The sequence below is a fragment of the Solibacillus sp. FSL W8-0372 genome (genome assembly GCF_037969735.1).
Taxonomy (GTDB): Bacteria; Bacillota; Bacilli; order Bacillales_A; family Planococcaceae; genus Solibacillus; species Solibacillus faecavium.
Window position 1 is genome coordinate 3,047,605 of record NZ_CP150204.1, and the last position, 21,091, is coordinate 3,068,695.

The following is a 21,091-nucleotide window of genomic DNA, read 5'->3' on the forward strand; positions in this document are numbered from 1 at the left end:
CGAGATCCTACTCCCCTTTAAGATACAGTTTTTAAATTTATAAAATAATAATAAAAGTCTAAAGGACCAGATCGATTGGTCTTATTGAATCAAATTGTCCATCGTTTATTGACTATAAATATTTAAAAGCGTAGCATAACTCTTACGATGAATTGATAATGATTATCAATATCATTATTGTTTATTCATTAAACACCATTGTTTCAAGGAGGTTTCTTACATGTTGGATGGTTTTACTCCATGGCCAGTTGACAGAGCTGCTTTTTATCGTGAGGTAGGCTGTTGGGAAGGTTTAACGATTGGTCAAATGCTTGAAAATAGAGCTCGTCAGTTTGCTGAAAATGTGGTGGTCATTGATCATGAGCGCACACTTACATATTCGCAGCTAAATGAACGGGTCAATCAATTAGCTAATGGGCTTCTTTTACTAGGGATTCAAAAGGAGGATCGGGTTGTTGTACAGCTCCCAAATGTCGTCGGCTATGTCGAGATCGTATTCGCCTTATTTAAAATTGGCGCATTACCCGTTTTTTCACTGCCCTCTCACCGTTATAACGAAATTCGCTATTTTTGTGAATTTACCGAAGCAAAAGCCTATATCGCTATGGATTCTTTTGGTGGGTTTGATTACCGTAGTCTTGCAAGACAAGTACAGCAGGAGGTTTCTTCGTTAGAACACATTATTGTTCTTGGTGACGCACAGGAATTTGTGCCTTTTGATTCGCTATTTACTACACAGTCAATTAGTTTTCCATCAGTAAAAGGAAGCGAAGTGGCTTTCTTGCAGCTTTCAGGCGGAAGCACAGGGATTTCCAAACTTATTCCGCGTACACATGATGAATATATGTACACGATTAAATTAAGTGTGGAGCATTGCCACGTGACAGAAGATACTGTGCTTTTGGTTGTATTGCCGGTTTCTCATAACTATCCAATGAGTTCTCCAGGTATTTTAGGCGTTCTGTATGCAGGTGGAAAGATCGTATTAAGTTATTCACCAAGTCCTGATGTGGCATTCCCACTTATTGAAAAGCACCGCGTGACAATGCTTCAGCTTGTTCCTTCGCTTGCGCTGCATTGGCTGGATGTCAAACCGATTCACAAAGAGGATTTATCTAGCTTGGAAGTAATGCTTGTTGGTGGCTCCAAATTCAGCGCTGAGGCGGCCAAACGCGTACGTCCTATATTTGATTGCCAGCTACAGCAAGTGTTCGGGATGGCGGAAGGTTTAGTAAACTACACAAGATTGGACGACCCGGATGAAATCGTTATCCATACACAAGGTCGACCAATGTCACCGTATGATGAAGTAAAAGTTGTTGACGATGAAGATCAAGAATTACCGATTGGAGAGGCAGGACATCTGTTGACACGTGGCCCCTACACTATTCAGGGATACTATAAAGCTCCGGAGCATAATGAAAAAGCCTTCACAAAAGATGGTTTTTACCGGACTGGCGATATTGTACGTCAAACTGAAGATGGTTATCTCATCGTGGAGGGTCGAGCTAAAGATCAAATTAACCGCGGTGGTGAAAAAATAGCGGCAGAGGAAGTTGAAAATATGTTACTTGCCCATCCGGCTGTACATGACGCAGCAATCGTTGCTATGCCTGATTACTATATGGGCGAAAAAAGTTGTGCCTTTATTATTCTAAGAAATCCAGATGTGACGAAGCGCCAATTGAAGTCTTTCCTGCGGGAACGAGGTTTGGCAACGTACAAAATTCCGGATGAAATACTATTTGTGGAGAGCTTTCCGTTGACTCATCTTGGTAAGGTTTCGAAAAAAGATTTGCGTCTTTCGTTTGAAAAACAGTTACACACTTAAAATACTGAATATTAAGAAAAGAAGGTTGATATTATGGTAAATCAAACTGATTTTACAATTGAACAGCTCCGCGCTTTTGTCGCATCCTATGTGACAGAGCCTATAGATACTATTTCAGATGAAGATTATTTACTGGATGTCGGCATTGACTCTATTACGATGATGACAATCGTTGAGGAGCTGCGCCAAAAAGGGTTTCCCCTTACATTTATCCAGCTAGCAGACAATCCAACAATCAAGGGCTGGCATAGTCTTATTAAAGAATACGAAGCTGATTACGGAGGATGAAATAAATGACCGAATTACGTTTCCCTTTAACTGAAGCTGCTTCTGGGATATGGTATGCCCATCACCTAACGGAAAGTCCTTTATACAATACAGCGGAGTATTTACATATTCCTGCTTCAATCGATACCGATTTACTTTTACAGGCTGTAGATGCCACTATTGGGAGCGCAGTTGGGCTGCATATCAAATGTTCGGAAGAAGAAGGTTCACTATATCAGAAAATCCCTTCTTCTATTACGTTTCAGGCAGAAAAGATATCATGTTCAACAGAAGAGGCATTTTTGCACATGCAAGCAGACGTGGAAATAGTACGCAACTTAGGAAAGGACGATTTAGTTCGTGCCATACTATTCTCTGCGTCTTCCGAAGAGCACTTTCTCTACTTGCGCATCCACCATCTTGTAAGTGATGCCTATAGTTTCCGGTTAATATTTCAGCAAATTAATGAGCGTTACTCGGCTTTAGTTCAAAATAAGCCATATACAAAGCACTTTGGTGATTATGTTCAAATGGTTGAGCAAGACCTGCAATATAAAACTTCCGAACAGGCAAAGAAGGATGCTTCCTATTGGATTTCTAAGTTGCAAGAAACAGAGGTCATCTCACTTAGCAGAAAAAAGAGTAGCAAAATGGGTCAAGTCATTTTACATCAAGCCCCCCTTTCTTCAGCAACGTGGATGAACTTGCAGCAATATAGTAAGCAATTGCACGTAAACATGCAGGAAGTCATTAGTGCCACAGTAATTGCCTATACGAAACGTATGACACAGGCGAAGGATGTCATTGTTGGCATTCCGATGATGAACCGTTTTGGGCATAAGGCAATGTCTGTGCCTTGTACACGAGTTAATATTTTGCCTTTACGTGCTTCTTTCAATACGGAGCAAACTTTTGAAGAACTTTGTCAAATGGTCAAGGGCTTAATGGATGAGATGAAACCACATCAATATTACCGTCAAGAGCAGATGCGCCGTGATTTACAGCTGACAACCGATGATCAGCTGTATGGTCCAGAAATTAATTTCATGCCGTTTTATGAAAACTATCTGTTTGGGAAAGTGAAAGTCGAAAATAGGAAGGTTGTTACAGGTCCGGTTGAGGATATTTCGTTCAATTTTTACAGTACACCTCAGGGCATGCAGTTCGACCTTGTAGCAAACGCGGACCTTTATGACAAAGAAGAACTGGAACATCATTCAGCACGTTTCCTACAATTTCTTGATTTGCTGTTGGAAACAGTAGATGCTCCGATGTTTCAATTGCCAGTCCTGTTGAATGAAGAGTTCGTAATGTTCCAGTATAAACAAGGCCCTGTCAGTGAACTGAACAACATCACAGTTTATGAATTGTTTAAAAAGCAAATGCAGAACATGCCTGGTGCTACCGCTATCAAAATAAATAATACACATATTACGTACGCTGAACTCGACCTGCTTGTCGGGCGAATTGCCCATCAATTGAAAGCGCATGACATTGGACTCGAAGACTTTGTAGGAATTTGCATGGAACGGTCGATTGAAATGGTCGCAACGATGCTTGCCTGCTTCAAGCTGGGTGCTGCCTATATTCCAATGGACCCTACTTATCCCGAAGAACGGCTGCTTTATATGATCGAGGATGCTTGCCCTAAAATTGTTCTCGTTAACGGAGAGGTTTCCTTTATTGCAGAAGGAACACCAATTGTGCCATTACAACCTTCCAAGCAAATATACGAACCGATTACTTCTTGCATCGGACAGATTGCTTATATGATTTATACGTCCGGTTCAACAGGTAATCCAAAAGGTGTCGTTGTAGAAATGCCAAGCTTAGTGAACTTTTTGCAGGCAATGCAACATCAATTTTCACTATCCGAAAAGGATAATTTACTGGCGATTACTACGATTTCTTTCGATATTTCAGCTTTGGAACTTTACTTACCGTTGCTGTACGGGGCCTCAATTCATCTGGCAACTAAAGAACAAGTGCAAGATCCAATTCTGATGCAAGCGCTAATCGAGCAGCAAAATATTTCAATTATGCAGGCAACACCTACCGTTTGGCAGATGATGGTCCAGTATGCAAAAGATGCACTGAACAGACTCACTGTACTTGTTGGCGGTGAAGCACTCTCAAGAAGTCTTGCCCAGTCATTATTGGAAGCCGGAGCAACTGTCTACAATATGTATGGACCTACTGAAACAACAATCTGGTCAACTAGTACTGAAATACGTCCGCAAGAGGCTCCTTCATTAGGATCTGCTATCGACCGGACCGAGGTTTATGTACTGGATGCTATGCTTCAGCCAGTTCCGATTGGAGTCATTGGTGAATTGTATATCGCTGGTGAGGGGGTGGCTCGATGTTATCATAACCGGCCTTCATTAACGGCTGAGCGTTTTGTTGCTAACCCTTTTGCTGCCGGGAAACGAATGTACCGGACTGGTGATTTAGTTGTATGGCAGGCAGATGGCAACCTTCATTATATTAGCCGTGCCGACCATCAAGTGAAAATACGAGGCTTCCGCATTGAGTTGGGAGAAATCGAAAATGCGCTTGAAGAAATTACTGCGATTGAACAGGCTGTTGTCATGATACGTGAAGATCAGCCCGGTGATAAACGGATTGTTGCCTATGTAATGGGTGATGAATCAGAAGAACAATGTAGACAACAGCTGGCAGAAAGATTGCCTGATTATATGGTACCTGCTCACTTTGTTTTCATGGAAACATTCCCACAAACGAGTAATGGTAAAATTGATCGGTTGAAGCTGCCGCAGCCTGTTATTTCACATATAGAAAAAATGGAACCAACAACACGTACTGAAATAACGATATGCGACTTTTTTAAGGGGATTTTAAAACTCAACTCAGTAGGAATCGACGAAGACTTCTTCCAGCTAGGAGGACATTCCCTATTAGCAACCGAGCTGCTATTGCAATTACGGAAAACATTCGCAATCGATTTATCCATTTCCGTTATTTTCAATCACCCTACTGTAATAGATTTGGCTCAAGCTGTGGAACAGGCGAAGAAAAAATCACTTGCTGTCATTGACAGACAACAGGTGGAAGTAATTCCTTTATCACATGCACAGCGCAGTCTTTGGTTTATCCAGCAACTGGACGAATCAAGTGCATCTTATAATATTCCAATTGTTTATACATTTGAACAGCCAATCGATGTTTTAAAACTGATTAAGGCTATTGGTAAAGTTGTAGAAAAACATGCGATTTTACGGACAATTTACCCAGCCATGGATGGTGTACCCTATCAGCAATTAGTTGATGAAGCGCCTAAAGTTCTCATTGAGGAAGTTGACCCAGACGAAGTGCAGGCCCAAATAAAAGCTTGCACACGCTATGCTTTCGACTTAAAACAGGAGCCTGGATTCCGTGTGACGCTTATTAATAGGGAAACTCTGGTAGTCGTGTTTCATCATATTAGTGCGGATGGCTGGTCACTTGCGACATTTACAAAAGATTTGCAGCTTTCCTATGACAACAATGATCTCGAACCGTTAGAAATTCAATATCACGACTTTGCAGTTTGGCAGCAAACGGAAGGTGTTTACACAAACGACAACTTATCTTACTGGATGGAGAAACTAAATCACTCACCAGATGAAATTGAGCTCGTTCGGGATGGCAAGCGTCAATTTCAGTCTAAACCAGAAAGCAAGACATTAACTTTTACAATTGATGCCGCACTTCATCAACGATTGCAGCAGCTCGCTAAAAATAAACAGGCTACTCTTTACATGGTGCTTCAAAGTGGATTTTTAGCTTTAATGACGAAACTTGGTGCAGGCGAGGATCTGATTCTCGGTAGTCCAATGGCCGGCCGTGATCAGGAAGAATTGATGGCTAATGTCGGTATGTTCATAAATACAGTAGCCATGCGGACCGATACTTCCGGAGACCATAACTTTGTAACATTACTGGAGCGAGTGAAACAAACATGCATTGAAGCAATGGAGCACCAGTATGTTCCTTTTGACCATATTGTAGAGCGCTTGAAGCCGACACGTGTCCCTTCACAGCATCCGATATTCCAGATTATGTTTGCTTTGCAAAATACACCTCAGCCGTCTCTTGTATTGGAGCAACAAAAAGCCGATATTCAGCTACATACTGTAGGTCAACCGAAATTCGATCTAAACATTGAAATGCGTGAGGAATTCATTGGCGACAAACCAAACGGCATCGAGGTCTTGGCAGAATACCGAACTGATTTATATGAAAAAGAAACGGTGTCCGCTCTCATGCAACGCTATGTTTCCGTACTTGAACAGGTGATGAACAACCCAACCCTGTCTGAGCTGAATGTGATGTTGGAAGGTGAACAGAAGAAAGTGCTGCTTGACTGGAACCCGAAAGGTCATAAAAGCGAACAAAAAACGATAGCTGAACAATTCGAAGCGATTGCAGAAATGCATCCACAACGCATTGCCGTAAGTGACGACAATGAGGAGCTCACTTATCTGGAGCTGAATCGAAAAGCAAATCAGCTAGCGCATATTTTACTCGAAAAGGGAGTTACATCTGAAACATTTGTAGCACTTTTAATGCCGCGCTCGGTCGATATGATTGTCAGTATTTTAGCAGTGTTAAAAACCGGTGCTGCCTATGTACCGATTGATCCTATTTATCCGAAGGACCGTATTGACTATATATTGAAGGATTCTGTTCCAAGCTGCTTAATCACTTCCGTTGATTTGAAGCTAAAAGCAGAAGCAATGAATGTAATGGAATTCATCGTAATGGAGGAGCTTCCTCTTGCATCATATCCTTCTGAAAATATTAAACATCATGAGCGCTTAGGTATCCTTCACCCAATTAATCCGGCTTATGTCATTTATACATCCGGTTCAACGGGTCGACCAAAGGGTGTGGTGATACCTAACCAAAATGTCATCCGCTTACTTGATGCAACAAATGAATGGTTCCACTTCAATGAAGAAGATCGCTGGTCACTGTTCCATTCCTATGCATTTGACTTTTCGGTATGGGAAATTTGGGGTGCCCTATTATACGGTGGCGAGCTTGTCGTCATCCCATACAATGTAAGCCGCTCGCCACTCGACTTTTTGGCGTTACTTGCCGAGAAGAAAATTACGGTGCTGAACCAAACACCATCCGCGTTCTATCAGCTAATGGCAGTAGATAAGGACCGGCCCGAATTATCCGAAAAACTGGCGCTTCGCTATATTGTTTTTGGTGGGGAGGCACTTAATCTCACACGTTTACAGGAATGGTATGACCGACATCCGGAAGATGCCCCTACCCTTGTGAATATGTATGGCATCACGGAAACAACCGTCCATGTCAGCTACTTAAGCTTAAACGAAAAGCTCAGCCAGTCACAGGCGAATAGTTTGATCGGTACAGCAATTCCCGATTTGAATATTTATGTACTAGATGGAGAACTAAAACCTGTCCCACCGGGTGTTGTTGGTGAAATGTATGTTACGGGTGAAGGCTTGGCACAAGGTTATTTAAATCAAGCATCCCTTACTGCCGAACGTTTTATCGCCAACCCTTATGGCACTCCGGGAAGTCGTATGTACCGGACTGGTGATTTAGCTCGATGGACGAAAAACGGCGAGTTGGATTATATCGGACGTATCGATCATCAAGTAAAAATACGTGGTTTCCGCATCGAGCTTGGTGAAATTGAACAAGTTCTTCTGAAACATTCGCAAATTGCACAAGTAGCCGTCATCGCTAGAGAAGATCGACCTGGTGATGTACGCTTGGCTGCCTACTATGTTCCGGAGCAAGGACGTGCTGTTACTGAACAAATGTTGAAGGAATTCGCTTCCTTATCGTTACCAGCATATATGGTCCCGACTAGCTACACTTTCTTGGAGCAGATGCCACTAACAGCGAATGGAAAGCTCGATACGAAGCAGCTTCCTGCACCAGTCATCACATTGCAGGAGCTTGTTTTACCAAAAACGCCACAGGAAACTTTGCTCTGTGAACTATTCTGTGAAGTACTGAATCTTCCACAGGTTGGAACAGACGACAGCTTCTTTGAACTTGGCGGCCACTCCTTATTAGCCGTTCAGCTTATTGGACGCATTCGCGAGGCTTTCAGTAAAGAGCTCGCAATCGGACATCTATTTGAAGCACCTACCGTATCTGGACTGGCCCATGCTCTGCAAAATGGAAAGGATTCTCAAGCTTTAAACGTTGTTCTGCCGCTACGTGCTGGGGAACAACCGATCTTTGCCATTCATCCTGCCGGCGGATTAAGTTGGTGCTATGCCGGACTTTTAAAAAATCTGTCTGCTGAATTTGCCCTTTACGGCATTCAAGCACAAGGTATTGCAGAAGACTGCGAACTCCCTCGCTCTTTGACTGAAATGGCATTGAGCTATATCGAGGCAATTAAGGAAATTCAACCAACAGGACCTTATCGTTTGCTCGGCTGGTCATTAGGTGGAAATGTCGTGCAGGAAATGGCTGTACAACTGGAACACCAAGGAGAATGTGTATCGCTTCTTTGCATTTTGGATGCTTATCCATTTACATTCGTTCCTCCAGTTGAATTGACCGAGGAACAGGAGGCTCTTGTTGCGCTACTTGCCCTAGCCGGCTATGAACCTGATATGGAAGATGAGGTTACTCAGGAATATGTGATGGATGCCTTGAAAGCAGAGGGCAGCGCAATTGCCACATTGAATGAAACGACGATTTTACGCTTAAAAGAAGTTTATAAAAACTCGATTAACTTACTCAAAGAACATAAGCCTCAAATTTATAGTGGGGATGTTTTATTTTATAAATCTACACTCGTACCAGATTGGATACCGGATGTTGATGTAGCGTCCTGGAAACCATATATCAAGGGAGAGCTTACACAGATTGATATTGCCTGTCGCCATAAAGATATGTGTCAATCCATCCCATTGAATGAAATCGGTCAAACTTTAATCAACCACTTAGTAAAGGAGAAAAAAATGTATGTCTAACCCTTTTGAACAAGCTGATCGTGAATACTATGTTTTGCGAAATGCAGAAGAACAGTACTCCTTATGGCCAGCAGCGATTCCTTTCCCTACTGGATGGGAGATCGCTTTCGGACCAGCTGTAAAAGCATCTTGTCAACTATATATAGAAGAAACATGGGTAGATATGAGACCTAAAAGTCTGCGGAGTCTTTTAGGATGAAAACCCAACGAGCAGTTATTATCGTCCTCTATGTAGTGGCGATGTTCATGGTTTCCATTGATGGAACAATCGTCAATGTGCTACTTCCGACAATTGCCAATGAATTTAGTGTAGCTCCAGCTGCGACGAACGCCATTAATATCGGCTACCTTGTCAGCATTGCTATTGCGTTGCCTGCTGCCGGCTATTTAAGCAATCGTTTCGGCGTAAAGAAAATGTATCTCCTTTCTGTTAGTTTGTTTACATTCGCCTCTCTTCTATGTGGGTTGGCTGATAGCTTGCAGGCTCTTATTCTGGCGCGTGTTCTGCAAGGACTGGCAGGAGGAATTATTACACCTGTGAGCATGACCTTACTATTTCGGACATTTTCTCCGCCAGAAAGACAAAACCTGTCTCGCTCATTAGTATTGCCAATCGCTTTTGCACCGGCGATTGGCCCCCTCGTGGGAGGACTGTTTTCCGAATATTTATCATGGAACTGGGCGTTTTTCATTAATATTCCGTTTGGCCTCATAATCGTACTGATTGGGTTTTATGCCGTGAACGAGTTCGAGCTATATAAAGCGCCATTTGATACGAAGGGCTACGTGCTAATCGCGATCGGTTTGCCGATGTTAATGCTGACACTTAGTCTTATTGCTTCTGAAGGTATTTCTTTAGCTGTCTTAATGTGTGCAGTCATCGGTGTATTTTTATTAAGACGCTTTTATGTATATGAAAAGCAAATAAAGGAACCTCTTCTGGATGTGCGCCTTTATGAAGAGCCACAGTTCCGTTCTTCAAGTCTTGTTGCGATGTGTTCTATGGGTGCCTTAATGGGAATGCTTTACCTGTTCCCTCTTATGTATCAATATACTTACTCGGCTTCACCGTTAGAAAGCTCTCTTATTACGTTTACCGAAGCACTCGGATTGATGGTAGCGTCAAAATTACTGCCTGGAATGGCTAAGCGTTTTGGCATGCTTTTCACAGTACGTCTTGGTCTGATTGGTACTGTTATTATTTTCTGCTGTATTGCCATCATTGGTCCTTCAGCAAACCCTTGGCTATTGCGCGGCTTGATGTTCGCAATGGGTGTATGTTTAGGGCATAGCGTAATTGGCTCTCAAATTTCCGCATTTCATCATGTAGCGAAAAGCCAGATGAGTAAAGCAACTACACTGTACAATATGCTCAATCGAGTTGGCGCAGCTGCAGGAATTGCGCTTGTCGCAACTACATTAACAGTGACTGGTCGTTACTTATCAGAAATGCTTTCTTATCAATATGCACTTATCGCTACGGTTGGACTGCTTTTGGCAGGTTTAGTATGTTCTTTATTTACCAAAGAAAACGAAACCATTCTAAAAGGTGAGAAAGCATGACAACTATTGCCTATTGTAAAATTGACGATATGCCCGCTGAGTGGCAATATTATCTTCCTTTTTTAGAAGCGGAAGTGGTTCAGCGTGTTGAGCGAATGAGGAAAGTGGAAGATCAGTTGAGAACAGTTTGTGCCCATTTGCTGACGAAAATGGAGTTTACAACAACCTTTCAAAAAGAACTTTGCATATATAAAGATTCGAATGGTAAATACCAGACAGGACAAGACTTTCACTTCAACATTTCGCATTCAGGGGATTATGTTGCATGTGCCTTTAGTGCTTTTCCCGTCGGCATAGATATTGAACAACACGTAAAAAGAGATTTTTCGCTCTTTCAGTCTTTATGGAGCGAGGAAGAAAAACAGCTTTATCCGCTTCATGAACAGGAAGCTTTCTATGGGCTGTGGACTGCAAAGGAAAGTTACGGGAAGTACAAAGGGTTTGGTCTTCACACTTCATTGACTGAAGCGACCATTCAACGAGATGGGTTGATTCACCTTCCCCTAGGAATCGAACAGGCCCATGTCATTCCTTTCTTTATTGCTCCTAATTACAGTGCTACGCTGTGTACCGAGGATTCCTTGGACGCTGTTACGCCGTATAAGTGGGGACAGATTGAAGCATTTTTTAAATAATAGTGCTTAGTGTTTCATTAAATAAGCCTGTAACCATTTTTAAACGGTTACAGGCTATTGTTATTCATTTTACAGTCGTTGGACATTTTTAATGATGAAGTTACTTTTAGGGAGACTTGGAATGCTTACTTTACTGTAGCTTAAATCCTGCTCCGGAATATCATACGTCATATGATTGACTAAAAAGTCGAGACTCACTTTCATCACTTCTATTGTCACCCATTCTCCTGCACAGCGGTGCCCCAAATTGTAATCGCCGCCACCTTGTGGAATAAAGCTGAACGGACTGCCATCCCAGTTTTCAAAACGGCTCGGTTGAAACTCTTCAGGATTTCCCCAAATATTAATATCATGATTCGTGCCATAAAGATCCAATAAGGTTAATGTCCCTTTTTCAAACGTATAATCTTTCCAAGTAAAATCTTCTTTTACTTCTGCAGCGGCAAAGGGGAAGAATGGATAAAAGCGGCGCACTTCCTGAACAAACATTTGTGCAATCTGCCCATCACCTGTTTTCAACTTCTCACTCTCTTCGGGATAATGGTGGACGGCCAACGCCGAAAAGTTAATATAGACCGAAATCGCTACAATCGGTCGTAAAATATTGATTACTTCTACTGAAGCAATTTTTGTATCAAGCAGTTTCCCTTCTAAATCGCGGTGCCAGGCAAATGTATATAATGCGGTGCCTTCTTCTGGATGCAGTTTGCCGCCGCGTACTTGATCAATAATTTCACCCATCCATTTTTCAACTTGATTACGTGCATGTCTACCTGCCCAGTGCGCAGGACCGATTGCCGTTGCTGATTCGAACATTGCTCTTAAATCGTTAGCTAGCTTTTTCATTTCATTTTCTTCCACTGGTACACCTGCCCATTCACAGGCAGTACGGCACATGATTTCCAGTGACTCTTCATAAAGGACAATCTCGTCCATCTGCTGCCACTTTTCCAAGGCCATTTCCCACTGTTTAGCGGTAATTTTATTCAATATTTCAAGCCGCTCACGGGACATAATCGACATAAACATTTCTTTGCGGTGTTTATGAGCATCCCCGTCCAGTGACTGTACACCATCTTTACCGAATAATGTTTCTGCTACACGGTTTGGTGCAACGCCTTCTCTTTTGAATTTGCTATTGTCATAAAAAACGTCCGCTGCTTCCTTTCCGCCCATACAGATTGCTTTTTTTCCGAGTAATCGTGTTTCAAAAACGTCTGAATGGAAGCTTTGGCGTCTATTCAATATATACAAATAACCTTCTCTTAGAAGACTGAGGCTATGGTCGATTCCCTCTTCCTTAGGTACTGAATTTGTCATATCATTCATCTCCTTTTTCTATAAATAACATTGTTGATAACCATTTCCCTATTTATTCTTTTAAAAAACTTACCTTTAATTAAAACGTTCCGTTCATAAAATAAACGTTTACCTCCTCTTCCAATAAGTTTAGAAATTAAAAACCAGGCAGTGAAAAACAAATTGTTTTTCACCACCTGGCTATTCGCCTCAGCTTACAAAGCGGAGTTGTTTGATACTTGTACGAGCTCCTCTTTGGAAGACGGTTCACTGTTTAATTGCTCAATAATCTGAGCTGTAGAAAAGACCGCGCCACAGCGTTGTGCTACGTATTTAATTGCCATTTCATGCTCCTCTAATGTGAAATCAGCGACCGCATCTGCAATGAAAAATGGCTGTATGTCTGTCATGAAAGCCTCTCCAGCTGTCATAAGACACCCAATATGAGCATAAACACCGCATATAATTAACTGGTCGCGTCCTTGTTCATTCATAAACTCTAATAAATTCGTTTTCTTAAATGCACTGTAGCGCCATTTTTTCAATACGATATCATCTGCTGTCGGTGCTAAGTCATCAATCACTTTTGTAATATTCGGGTCGTCTTTAAGGCCTGGTCCCCAGAAGTCCGTCAGCAATGCACGGTCCTCGGCTTTTTGATTGCCAGATTGAGCCGTATATACAACGGGAATGCCCAGCTCATCGCATCTTTTTCTAATTGCCTGTATGTTGGCGACTAATTCACGAATTAATGATGCATCTTGCTTGTAGTAATCAATAAAGTATTGCTGCATGTCATGAATTAATAGAACAGATCTGTTCGAATCCGCTTCCCATGGTACTTTGTTTTTCGGTAAATTACTTTCTTTCGGCATTTCATATGATGAGATAGCTGGAATAGCCATCGAATCACTCCTTTTATATGTTTTTAGTTGATTCGTTCAATTAAATATCTTTAAACTGCTCCGTATTAACACCCATTGCGCGAAGCATCGTTTGGAATTTGGCACCTGTTTCGGCTAATTCCTCTTCAGGCTTCGACTCGCCGACAACGCCTGCACCTGCAAATAATCGCAATGACTGCCCATTTGCCTCTGCGCATCGAATTGTTACAACCCATTCCCCGTCTCCATCAGCATCACACCAGCCAACCATACCAGTAAAGAAGCCACGATCAAACGGTTCAATTTCCGAGATTGCCTGTCTCGCCTTTTCTGTAGGAGCACCACAAACGGCTGGTGTCGGTTGTAGAGCGACCGCTAAATCAAGCGATGACACTTCTGCGTCTAGCAGTTCTCCTTTAATGACAGTCGACAGATGCCACATTGTTTCAGTAGTGACCAATGAAGGCTTTTCTGGGACTTCCATATTTTTTAGAAATGGACGCAAGGCATTCGCTACAGTCTCCACAACTACCGCATGCTCATGCAGGTCCTTTGGAGAGGAAAGTAACTCTTCTGCGCGTCTTTGATCTTCTATAGGATCTTTACTTCTTGGTCTTGAACCTGCCAATGGATTCGCAATCGCCTGCATCCCCTGTCTTAAAACGAGTAGTTCTGGACTAGCGCCGATTAGTGTTTTCACTTGCTCCTCGAACTCAATATTTGTTGCAAACGTATAACCACGTTTATTTTGATAGGCGAGATTCCGTAAAAGCTGTGGAATATTAACAGACTCCGTTAAGCTTAGTTCCAATGAACGTGAAATGACGATTTTGTCCAGCTCACCGCTACGGATTCTCTTAATCCCTTGTGCTACCCCTTCCATGTATTGTTCAGGGGCTGGAACAGAGATTAGCTTATCGACAGCAATTGGAGTGGAACTAACCTGTCCTCTTTCCTCATGTTGATATGAAGGTGCAAAATGAACAGAGTTAGGAATATGCAAACAAGCCTTTTTATAGGAATCAAACGGAACTGCTCCCGTCACGATTGGATGTGGGTGCCCTTGCTCTTTTGCTTTTTTGAGTGTTGAGGCTACTTTTTTAGGCAAACTAACAAGTTGATTTTCACAGTCCTCTTCAGAAGGGACTTGTAGGAATACGCCTTTGCCTAAAATCGTTCGTTTCGGTGTCTCGATAAAAAAGTCACCAACTCGATAATCATCTAGAAGTTCCTGTTCCAATACTGCTTTTTGTTTCGTTACCATAATTACCTCTCCTTTTTGTTTACCTATTCAGAATTCAAAGAGCAGTCTTAACTCGCCCCTAAAGTTGCTCCTCCATCTACGACTAGATTACTCATTGTGATATGGCTAGATTGATCAGATAGGAAAAATAAAATAGCACTGACAATGTTTTGTGGCTGTGCAATCTTTTTCAGCGGAATCCCTACTTTAAAACTGTCAGGCATACCTTTAATCATCATTTCAGCTCCATTATCATCCGTCCAAAGAGAGCGCTGCATGTCCGTATCAGTTGAGCCTGGAGAGACAATATTACAGCGAATGCCATGTTCTGCAAGCTCTAAACCTAGACACTTTGTAAACATAACGGTTGCTGCCTTTGATGCCGCATAGGCTGCCATCGAGATTCTCGGCACACTGGCAGCATTTGAGCCGACTGTTACGATAGCCCCTTTTTTCCTTGGAATCATGTAACGACTTACCGCTCTTGAAACATTAAAAACGCCTGTCGTATTAATCGAAAATGTTCTCGCCCAATCCTGGTCACTAAATGTTTGAATAGGACCGCTAGACAGTACTCCTGCCACATTTACGAGCATTTCAATCGGCCCTATTTCATTTTCTACTTGTTCAACAATTGCATCGATTGCCTTACTTTCCCCTACATTTGCAGGAAAAGCGAATACGTCAAAGCCTTGTTCCTTTAAACGGTTAACTTGGAGATTTAATTGTTCCTCGTTATAATCTACAACTGCCACTTTTACACCTTGTGTAGCCAAACTCTCGACAAGGGTTCTACCAATTCCTTGGGCTCCCCCTGTGACAAGTGCAACTTTTCCTTTCAATTCTTGAAAATTCAAATCATAACTCTTCCTTTCTCATTTGAAGCTATATGTAAAAAATGATTGATTGTATTATCAACCATCAATCAATAATGATAATCATTATCAATTGATATACTAGCAATGATAGCGATAACTTCCAACACCGTCAAGAACCTTATTATTTTCACTAGTAAAGACCTAAAAATAAATTTAATGGCAATTTTAACAAGAAAATTTATCCTTTTTTAAAAATTTATAAGGACAATGGGTTTTCAAAAAACCATTAAAAGGAAATAACATGAATCGGGCTAACTGTTTCCTACAGTATTTAAATTTACACATCCGGCAAAATTATTCAGATAGCGAAAACTAAAAATATAAATGCCCGAAAACCTTATGTATTAAGGGTTTCAAGCATTGTGATAAAATAATGTGAAACAATTTATGTAATATTATCGTAGATTAAAAGTATTAAGGATCATGGAGGTGACAAATTGAGAAATTTATCTTCGTTTATTATGTTTTTAGGAATTTTAGTTGTCGCCTTTAGCGGGAATTGGATCATTCTTAATTATGATCAGGTATCAATCTATCCGAAAGCTTCCATTATTGCATTCGGGATTGGGTTAGCTCTTGTCGTTTGTGCTTTTATAGTAAGTAAATTATCTACTTACCATGACGGTGAACAGGTATTTCAAAAGGATTACCGGGATACTTTAAATAAATGGCTTCATGCTAATGGTACATCGAATAAATGGTTTACAGGTATAATACTTATTCCATTAGTAATTGCAGCGTTTTATAGCTTGGATTTGCTTTTCGGGCTGCTTAAGCTGTATTTATTTCTAGGCATCGTACTAGCGGGTTTTGTTTATTTATTGAAAGAAGATAGACTTGAAGAAGTTAATTTACAATTTAAAGGGAAAACAAAGAAACTGTTGGATTTAATTGATTATCGTAGGCATCCGTTTAACATTTCACTTATTATTTACATCCTTGTCATTATAAGCTTTGTATGGAGCAAAGCGTGGGACGTTCCGTTTTATATGGAAACAGGAGGTAATGTGCGCTATGTTACTTCACTTCCAATGATTTCATTTTTAATGTCTACCTTAATGGTAATCAGTACTTTTATTTATATTATTCATAATGGCGATCTGTTTGGTTTCCGGAAAAGTGCGCTAAGTACTGAAAAGGTCATGTTCGTCCATTTTGCAGAAATCTTTTGCGGGGTTACACTGATTATGCTTATTTTCACAGTGATCAATGCTCTATATTTCTTATAGTCAAATGACCGCCACAATATTTGTGACGGTCGCTTTTTTTGATTTGTGTATTAGCAACTTTGGGAACTGGCATAATATCGTTATACCTGATTATCTCGGTGCATTTCGCCCTAAAATTGCCGAAGTATTTTCTGCATGCTGGTTATTTAATCTTGTTGGTGTACTATCTACTTCGTCATGTGCTTTTACAGTATCTATAGGAATGATATCTGTTGTTTGTACTTCCGTTGCTTGTACAAGTAATGCTTCACTGTCATGTTGTGAAAAGCCGAGCACCTCTTCTATCTGCTGTATTGTCTTTTGTTTTTCATTTTCCTTCATTTTTTCACACCTCCTCTTTTTAGGATGTGTGATGGTTTAATCATTATGTAAACAATATAAAGACGCTGTTCCTTTTTTTGAAGGAAAGCGCACCTAGAATACTACGGCTAATACAATGGAGGCTTTGGAAGCGACCGGTAACTCGTTATACCAAAAAACACCATCTCCCCCTAAAAGGAAATGGCATTCTACATTGTTTTATAATTGCAGTCCTGTCCACTGCCAATATGAAAAATAAAATAGCATGATGACAAGTATATAAAGGGGCATTAATATCACACTAAGCTTTACTAGACTACGCGCATCATAGGAAATTTCTCCTTCTTCATAAAACAGCAGCAATGCTTTTGAGCTGACCGGTACTGTGACACAATAATTCATCCCGATTAAACTTAAAAAAACGACGGTTGAAGAGTTCACTCCGATTAATTCGCTGAATATGATTAAGCCTGGAATAAAAACAATGGCACGTGTCGTATGTGAAGTAATATACAAATGACTGGTTACAGTAACAACTAGGATCATCAGCACAATCAGCCAATCCGGAGCACCGACAAATAAATGCAGCACACCAATCATTTCATTTTCCATCCATTTAACGATCCCCGTATCTACCAATACTTTGCCGAGCGCGGTTGCTGCAGCTACAAATACGACTAAATTCCATGAAACAGCATTCATACCTTGCTTCCAGCTAATAATTCCGAAGTTCGGCATCATAAAGATAATGGCACCGATCACTGTAATCAATTCAATATCCAGCCCATGAAGACTTTCTGTCATCCACCCGATGATTAAAAAGAAAATAAGAATCATCGTCTTTTTTTCATCATTTTGAAATTTTCTTGTTATGATTTTTTCTTCATGTTGGACATTTTCTATTTTCCTTTCGCCATCACGCGGCCACAGCAGCCATTTAATAACGAGTAAGGATATAATCGTCACAACCAATGCAAACGGAACACCCCATATTAACCATTGGATATAGGAAATGGATTCACCCACCGTACTTTCCAGAAAGCCGATTCCGATTAAATGGGAGCCTGCGCCGATTAATGTAGCTGATGTACTCATTAAAATAATGACAGGTGCAATAATCGCCAGCACACTTTGCTCCTTTGGCGAAAACTTCTGACTAATTTGCTTAATAATCGGCATAGATAAAGCCGCTCTTCCTGATGTAGAGGGAATAAAAAAAGCAGAAGTGAATAATATAGAACTTAGCCCAAGAACGACATTGTCTTTTTGATTCGACTTGCTTAGGATGAAAAGCGATAATCGCTCGGCTAATCCAGATTTTTTTACGGCTTCCCCTATAATAAAAGCCCCAATCATCAGCCATACGACTTTCTCGGATAAGGAGTTATATAACAAATCCGGCTCTGCTGCATTCATTAAAATAATAAACGTTATAAGTGAGATTGCCACCCAGCCGGCTGAAAATTTGGTTGTAACCCATAAGATCATTGCAGATAGGAATGCAAATAGAGCTACTTTTGCACTATAGTTCAAATCATTAATGGAAATAACTGCAATCATTATGAGGATGTGGATAGCAATAATAAGCAGTGTCTTTTTCGGCATTAATTGGATCTTTGTTTTCTCTATTGGATTTGTCATTTTAGTAGACTCTTTCTTTCCTATGCTCTTTATTGGCAATTTCCATGCCAATCGAAACTTTTCGTAATATAGCCTCTATACTTTCTTCAATCCATTTTGGAGCCTTTTTAATCGCATTTTCCAATGATGTTGGTTTTTGAATGATACTACTATATGCATCAATCCCCGCATGATAGTTGAGATTTGCGCCTTTTCCGATTGTTCCTGTAATGGCAATGACCGGGATATTATTTTTTTTCGCTATTCGTGCAACCTCCGCTGGAATTTTACCGTTCGGCGTTTGGAAATCCAGGGTGCCTTCTGCGGTTAATACAATATCCGCTGTCGAAATTTTCTCTTCAATCTTGATATACTTCATAATGATATCGAATCGCGGATGTAATGTAGCGCCCGCTAACCCAATTAGTCCAGCACCTAACCCTCCGGATGCCCCGCTGCCAGGTAATGAACGTACATCCAGCCCTGTTGCTTCTTCGATTAAAGATGCATAATGGTCCAACGCGTATGATAACTTTTTCACCTGTTTTGGAGTGGCTCCTTTTTGGGGTCCAAATATATGTGCAACCCCCTTTTCCCCACATAGAATATTTTTCCAGTTACATGCTACGTTAATTGAAACTTCCTTTAACCGTCGATCTTTATTTTTTGTCACAATGGTATCCACAGCCATTAAATCTTCTGCGCCATTAATCTCGACGATTTGCTGTTTTTCATCTAAAAATTGAATTCCTAATGCTTGTGCCATTCCTGCACCCCCATCAGACGTACCCGAATCCCCACAGCCAATCAGAATATTGTCAATTCCCATATCTAGCGCTGCAACGATGAGTTCCCCTACACCGTATGTAGTCGTTTTTAATGGGTTTCTTTGATTACGCGGGACTAGCTTTAAACCGGCTACTGCCGCCATCTCAATTACCGCAGTCCGTTTTCCATCCTCTTCATAAATACCAAAATAGCTCTTTATCTTCTTACCGAGAGGCCCAGTTACTTTTTTATAAATCAGTTTCCCATGCTTTAAACGGACAATTGTCTTCACAAATCCTTCTCCGCCATCGATCATAGGTATCACTTCCAAATCAGCGGTCGAATCGAAACGCCTGACCCCACGTTCCATTGCTGAAGCTACTTCCTCTGCGTCCAAACATTCTTTAAACCCTGATGGTACGATTACAATTTTCATATCAGCAACCCTCCCTAAATTTATCATTGTTAATGTACCACCACTAAATCAGAAAATACAGAGAGTTCTGTCAAAATACGATAATAGAACCAATAGGAAACGCTTTCACTAAAAATGCGCTGTTCCTTTTGAAGGAAAGCGCATTGCTGTCAATGAATTGTCTTATCTATTATTCTTCATAAATCATTTTCTTCGTCATCCCGCCATCAATCGTTAAATCAGTGCCTGTTATAAAATTGTTGTCTGGGTTTGCTAAATAAAGGCAAGCACGCGCAATGTCATCCGGTTTGCCGACGCGGTTTGAAAGATGCTGTGAATGGTCAGACGGTCTGAGTGCATCGTAGTCTCCTGTTTCAATCCACCCTGGAGAAATGCTGTTTACGGTTATATTTAATTCACTGAATGAACTTGCCAATGCATGTGTTAGTGCAACAATCCCACCTTTAGATGCTGCATAACTTTCAGAATTTGGCTCGGACATCGCTGCACGGGTTGACGCCATATTAATAATGGCTCCTCCGCGTTTCATTAATCTTGCCGCCTCACGCGAACATAAAAAGACACTGCGCAAATTTGTTTGGATGATATCATCCCAATCTTCTAATGGTAATTCGAGTGGTGAAACCCATTTCCCTTTCCCGGCATTGTTAATTAAAATATGAAGCCCGCCAAAACGGTTTTCTGCCATTTCCATCGTTTGACGAACATTTTCTTCACTGCGTACATCCGTTTCTATAAAGATAGCAGTATAGCCCTCTTTTTGGAGTTCTCCTGCTAGTTGGACACCTAAGTCATGCGCAATATCCGCAATAACGACATTTGCCCCGGCTTGTGCAAAATGAATCGCAATTGAGCGTCCGATTCCTTGCGCTGCACCTGTGATAACGACTGTTTTATTTTCAAACATTTGTTTTCCTCCTTTAGAAAATCTCTATTAAGAGTGTAACTGAAATGAGTTGGAATTTCGTGAATGAAGGTATTCTCTTTTTGTTGGGACAGGATTTTATTAGAACATTTCGAGTGGATATTAGAATAGTTACACAGGATATTTGAACATTGACGTCTTTATTAGCACATCTCGGGCACTTATTTGAACAACTAAAACTTATATTAGAAAACCGGATTTTTATTAGAAGAATTGCGCATGATATTAGAACA

The 21,091-nt window shown here is 41.0% G+C and carries 14 protein-coding genes and 1 pseudogene; 7 read left to right on the forward strand and 8 right to left on the reverse strand.

Features of this window, described 5'->3' with window-relative positions; translation table 11 throughout:
- Positions 1 to 220 precede the first annotated feature (220 nt).
- From MKY13_RS15610 to MKY13_RS15635, 6 genes are read left to right on the forward strand one after another with little or no spacing between them, the layout of a single operon-like run.
- On the forward strand, positions 221 to 1,831 hold the full coding sequence (locus tag MKY13_RS15610; protein ID WP_339213718.1) for a (2,3-dihydroxybenzoyl)adenylate synthase: 1,611 nt from the start codon (positions 221 to 223) through the stop codon (positions 1,829 to 1,831).
- Between the two features lie 33 nt (positions 1,832 to 1,864).
- Positions 1,865 to 2,119: a phosphopantetheine-binding protein gene (locus MKY13_RS15615; protein ID WP_339213720.1), complete on the forward strand. Its 255-nt coding sequence runs from the start codon at positions 1,865 to 1,867 to the stop codon at positions 2,117 to 2,119.
- Positions 2,120 to 2,124: 5 nt separating this feature from the next.
- Positions 2,125 to 9,078, forward strand: coding sequence for an amino acid adenylation domain-containing protein (locus tag MKY13_RS15620; RefSeq protein WP_339213722.1), 6,954 nt, complete (start codon positions 2,125 to 2,127; stop codon positions 9,076 to 9,078).
- Positions 9,071 to 9,277, forward strand: a complete 207-nt coding sequence (locus tag MKY13_RS15625; RefSeq protein WP_191699751.1) for an MbtH family protein — start codon at positions 9,071 to 9,073, stop codon at positions 9,275 to 9,277. The genes MKY13_RS15620 and MKY13_RS15625 overlap by 8 nt, the downstream gene beginning before the upstream one ends.
- Positions 9,274 to 10,641, forward strand: a complete 1,368-nt coding sequence (locus MKY13_RS15630) for a DHA2 family efflux MFS transporter permease subunit (RefSeq protein ID WP_339213725.1) — start codon at positions 9,274 to 9,276, stop codon at positions 10,639 to 10,641. Before MKY13_RS15625 ends, MKY13_RS15630 begins: the two co-directional genes overlap by 4 nt.
- Positions 10,638 to 11,276 carry a 4'-phosphopantetheinyl transferase superfamily protein gene (locus MKY13_RS15635; protein WP_191699749.1) on the forward strand — a complete coding sequence of 213 codons (639 nt, stop codon included), beginning with the start codon at positions 10,638 to 10,640 and terminating at the stop codon, positions 11,274 to 11,276. Before MKY13_RS15630 ends, MKY13_RS15635 begins: the two co-directional genes overlap by 4 nt.
- 69 nt (positions 11,277 to 11,345) lie before the next feature.
- Here the strand turns inward: MKY13_RS15635 and MKY13_RS15640 are convergent, their stop codons facing one another.
- The 4 genes and pseudogenes from MKY13_RS15640 to MKY13_RS15655 all read right to left on the reverse strand — a co-directional run bounded on the left by MKY13_RS15640 (position 11,346) and on the right by MKY13_RS15655 (position 15,559).
- Entirely contained in the window at positions 11,346 to 12,596 is a 1,251-nt protein-coding gene (locus tag MKY13_RS15640) for a cytochrome P450 (RefSeq protein ID WP_191699748.1), read from the reverse strand.
- Between the two features lie 263 nt (positions 12,597 to 12,859).
- Positions 12,860 to 13,480: pseudogene (locus tag MKY13_RS15645) on the reverse strand (isochorismatase family protein); the annotation flags it as partial.
- A gap of 40 nt (positions 13,481 to 13,520) precedes the next feature.
- Entirely contained in the window at positions 13,521 to 14,723 is a 1,203-nt protein-coding gene (dhbC, locus tag MKY13_RS15650) for an isochorismate synthase DhbC (protein WP_191699746.1), read from the reverse strand.
- A gap of 47 nt (positions 14,724 to 14,770) precedes the next feature.
- Entirely contained in the window at positions 14,771 to 15,559 is a 789-nt protein-coding gene (locus tag MKY13_RS15655) for a 2,3-dihydro-2,3-dihydroxybenzoate dehydrogenase (protein WP_191699745.1), read from the reverse strand.
- A 458-nt stretch (positions 15,560 to 16,017) separates the two neighbouring features.
- On the opposite strand from MKY13_RS15655, the gene MKY13_RS15660 reads away from it, so the two are divergent.
- Positions 16,018 to 16,809 carry a nucleotidyltransferase gene (locus tag MKY13_RS15660; protein WP_191699744.1) on the forward strand — a complete coding sequence of 264 codons (792 nt, stop codon included), beginning with the start codon at positions 16,018 to 16,020 and terminating at the stop codon, positions 16,807 to 16,809.
- 90 nt (positions 16,810 to 16,899) lie between these two features.
- Here the strand turns inward: MKY13_RS15660 and MKY13_RS15665 are convergent, their stop codons facing one another.
- The 4 genes from MKY13_RS15665 to MKY13_RS15680 all read right to left on the reverse strand — a co-directional run bounded on the left by MKY13_RS15665 (position 16,900) and on the right by MKY13_RS15680 (position 20,840).
- Positions 16,900 to 17,130, reverse strand: coding sequence for a cAMP-binding protein (locus MKY13_RS15665; RefSeq protein ID WP_339213729.1), 231 nt, complete (start codon positions 17,128 to 17,130; stop codon positions 16,900 to 16,902).
- A 198-nt stretch (positions 17,131 to 17,328) separates the two neighbouring features.
- Positions 17,329 to 18,750: an SLC13 family permease gene (locus MKY13_RS15670; RefSeq protein WP_339213731.1), complete on the reverse strand. Its 1,422-nt coding sequence runs from the start codon at positions 18,748 to 18,750 to the stop codon at positions 17,329 to 17,331.
- Position 18,751: 1 nt separating this feature from the next.
- Complete coding sequence (locus MKY13_RS15675; protein WP_339213733.1) at positions 18,752 to 19,933, reverse strand: glycerate kinase; 1,182 nt, start codon at positions 19,931 to 19,933, stop codon at positions 18,752 to 18,754.
- Between the two features lie 169 nt (positions 19,934 to 20,102).
- Positions 20,103 to 20,840: an SDR family oxidoreductase gene (locus tag MKY13_RS15680; protein ID WP_339213735.1), complete on the reverse strand. Its 738-nt coding sequence runs from the start codon at positions 20,838 to 20,840 to the stop codon at positions 20,103 to 20,105.
- Positions 20,841 to 21,091 lie beyond the last annotated feature (251 nt).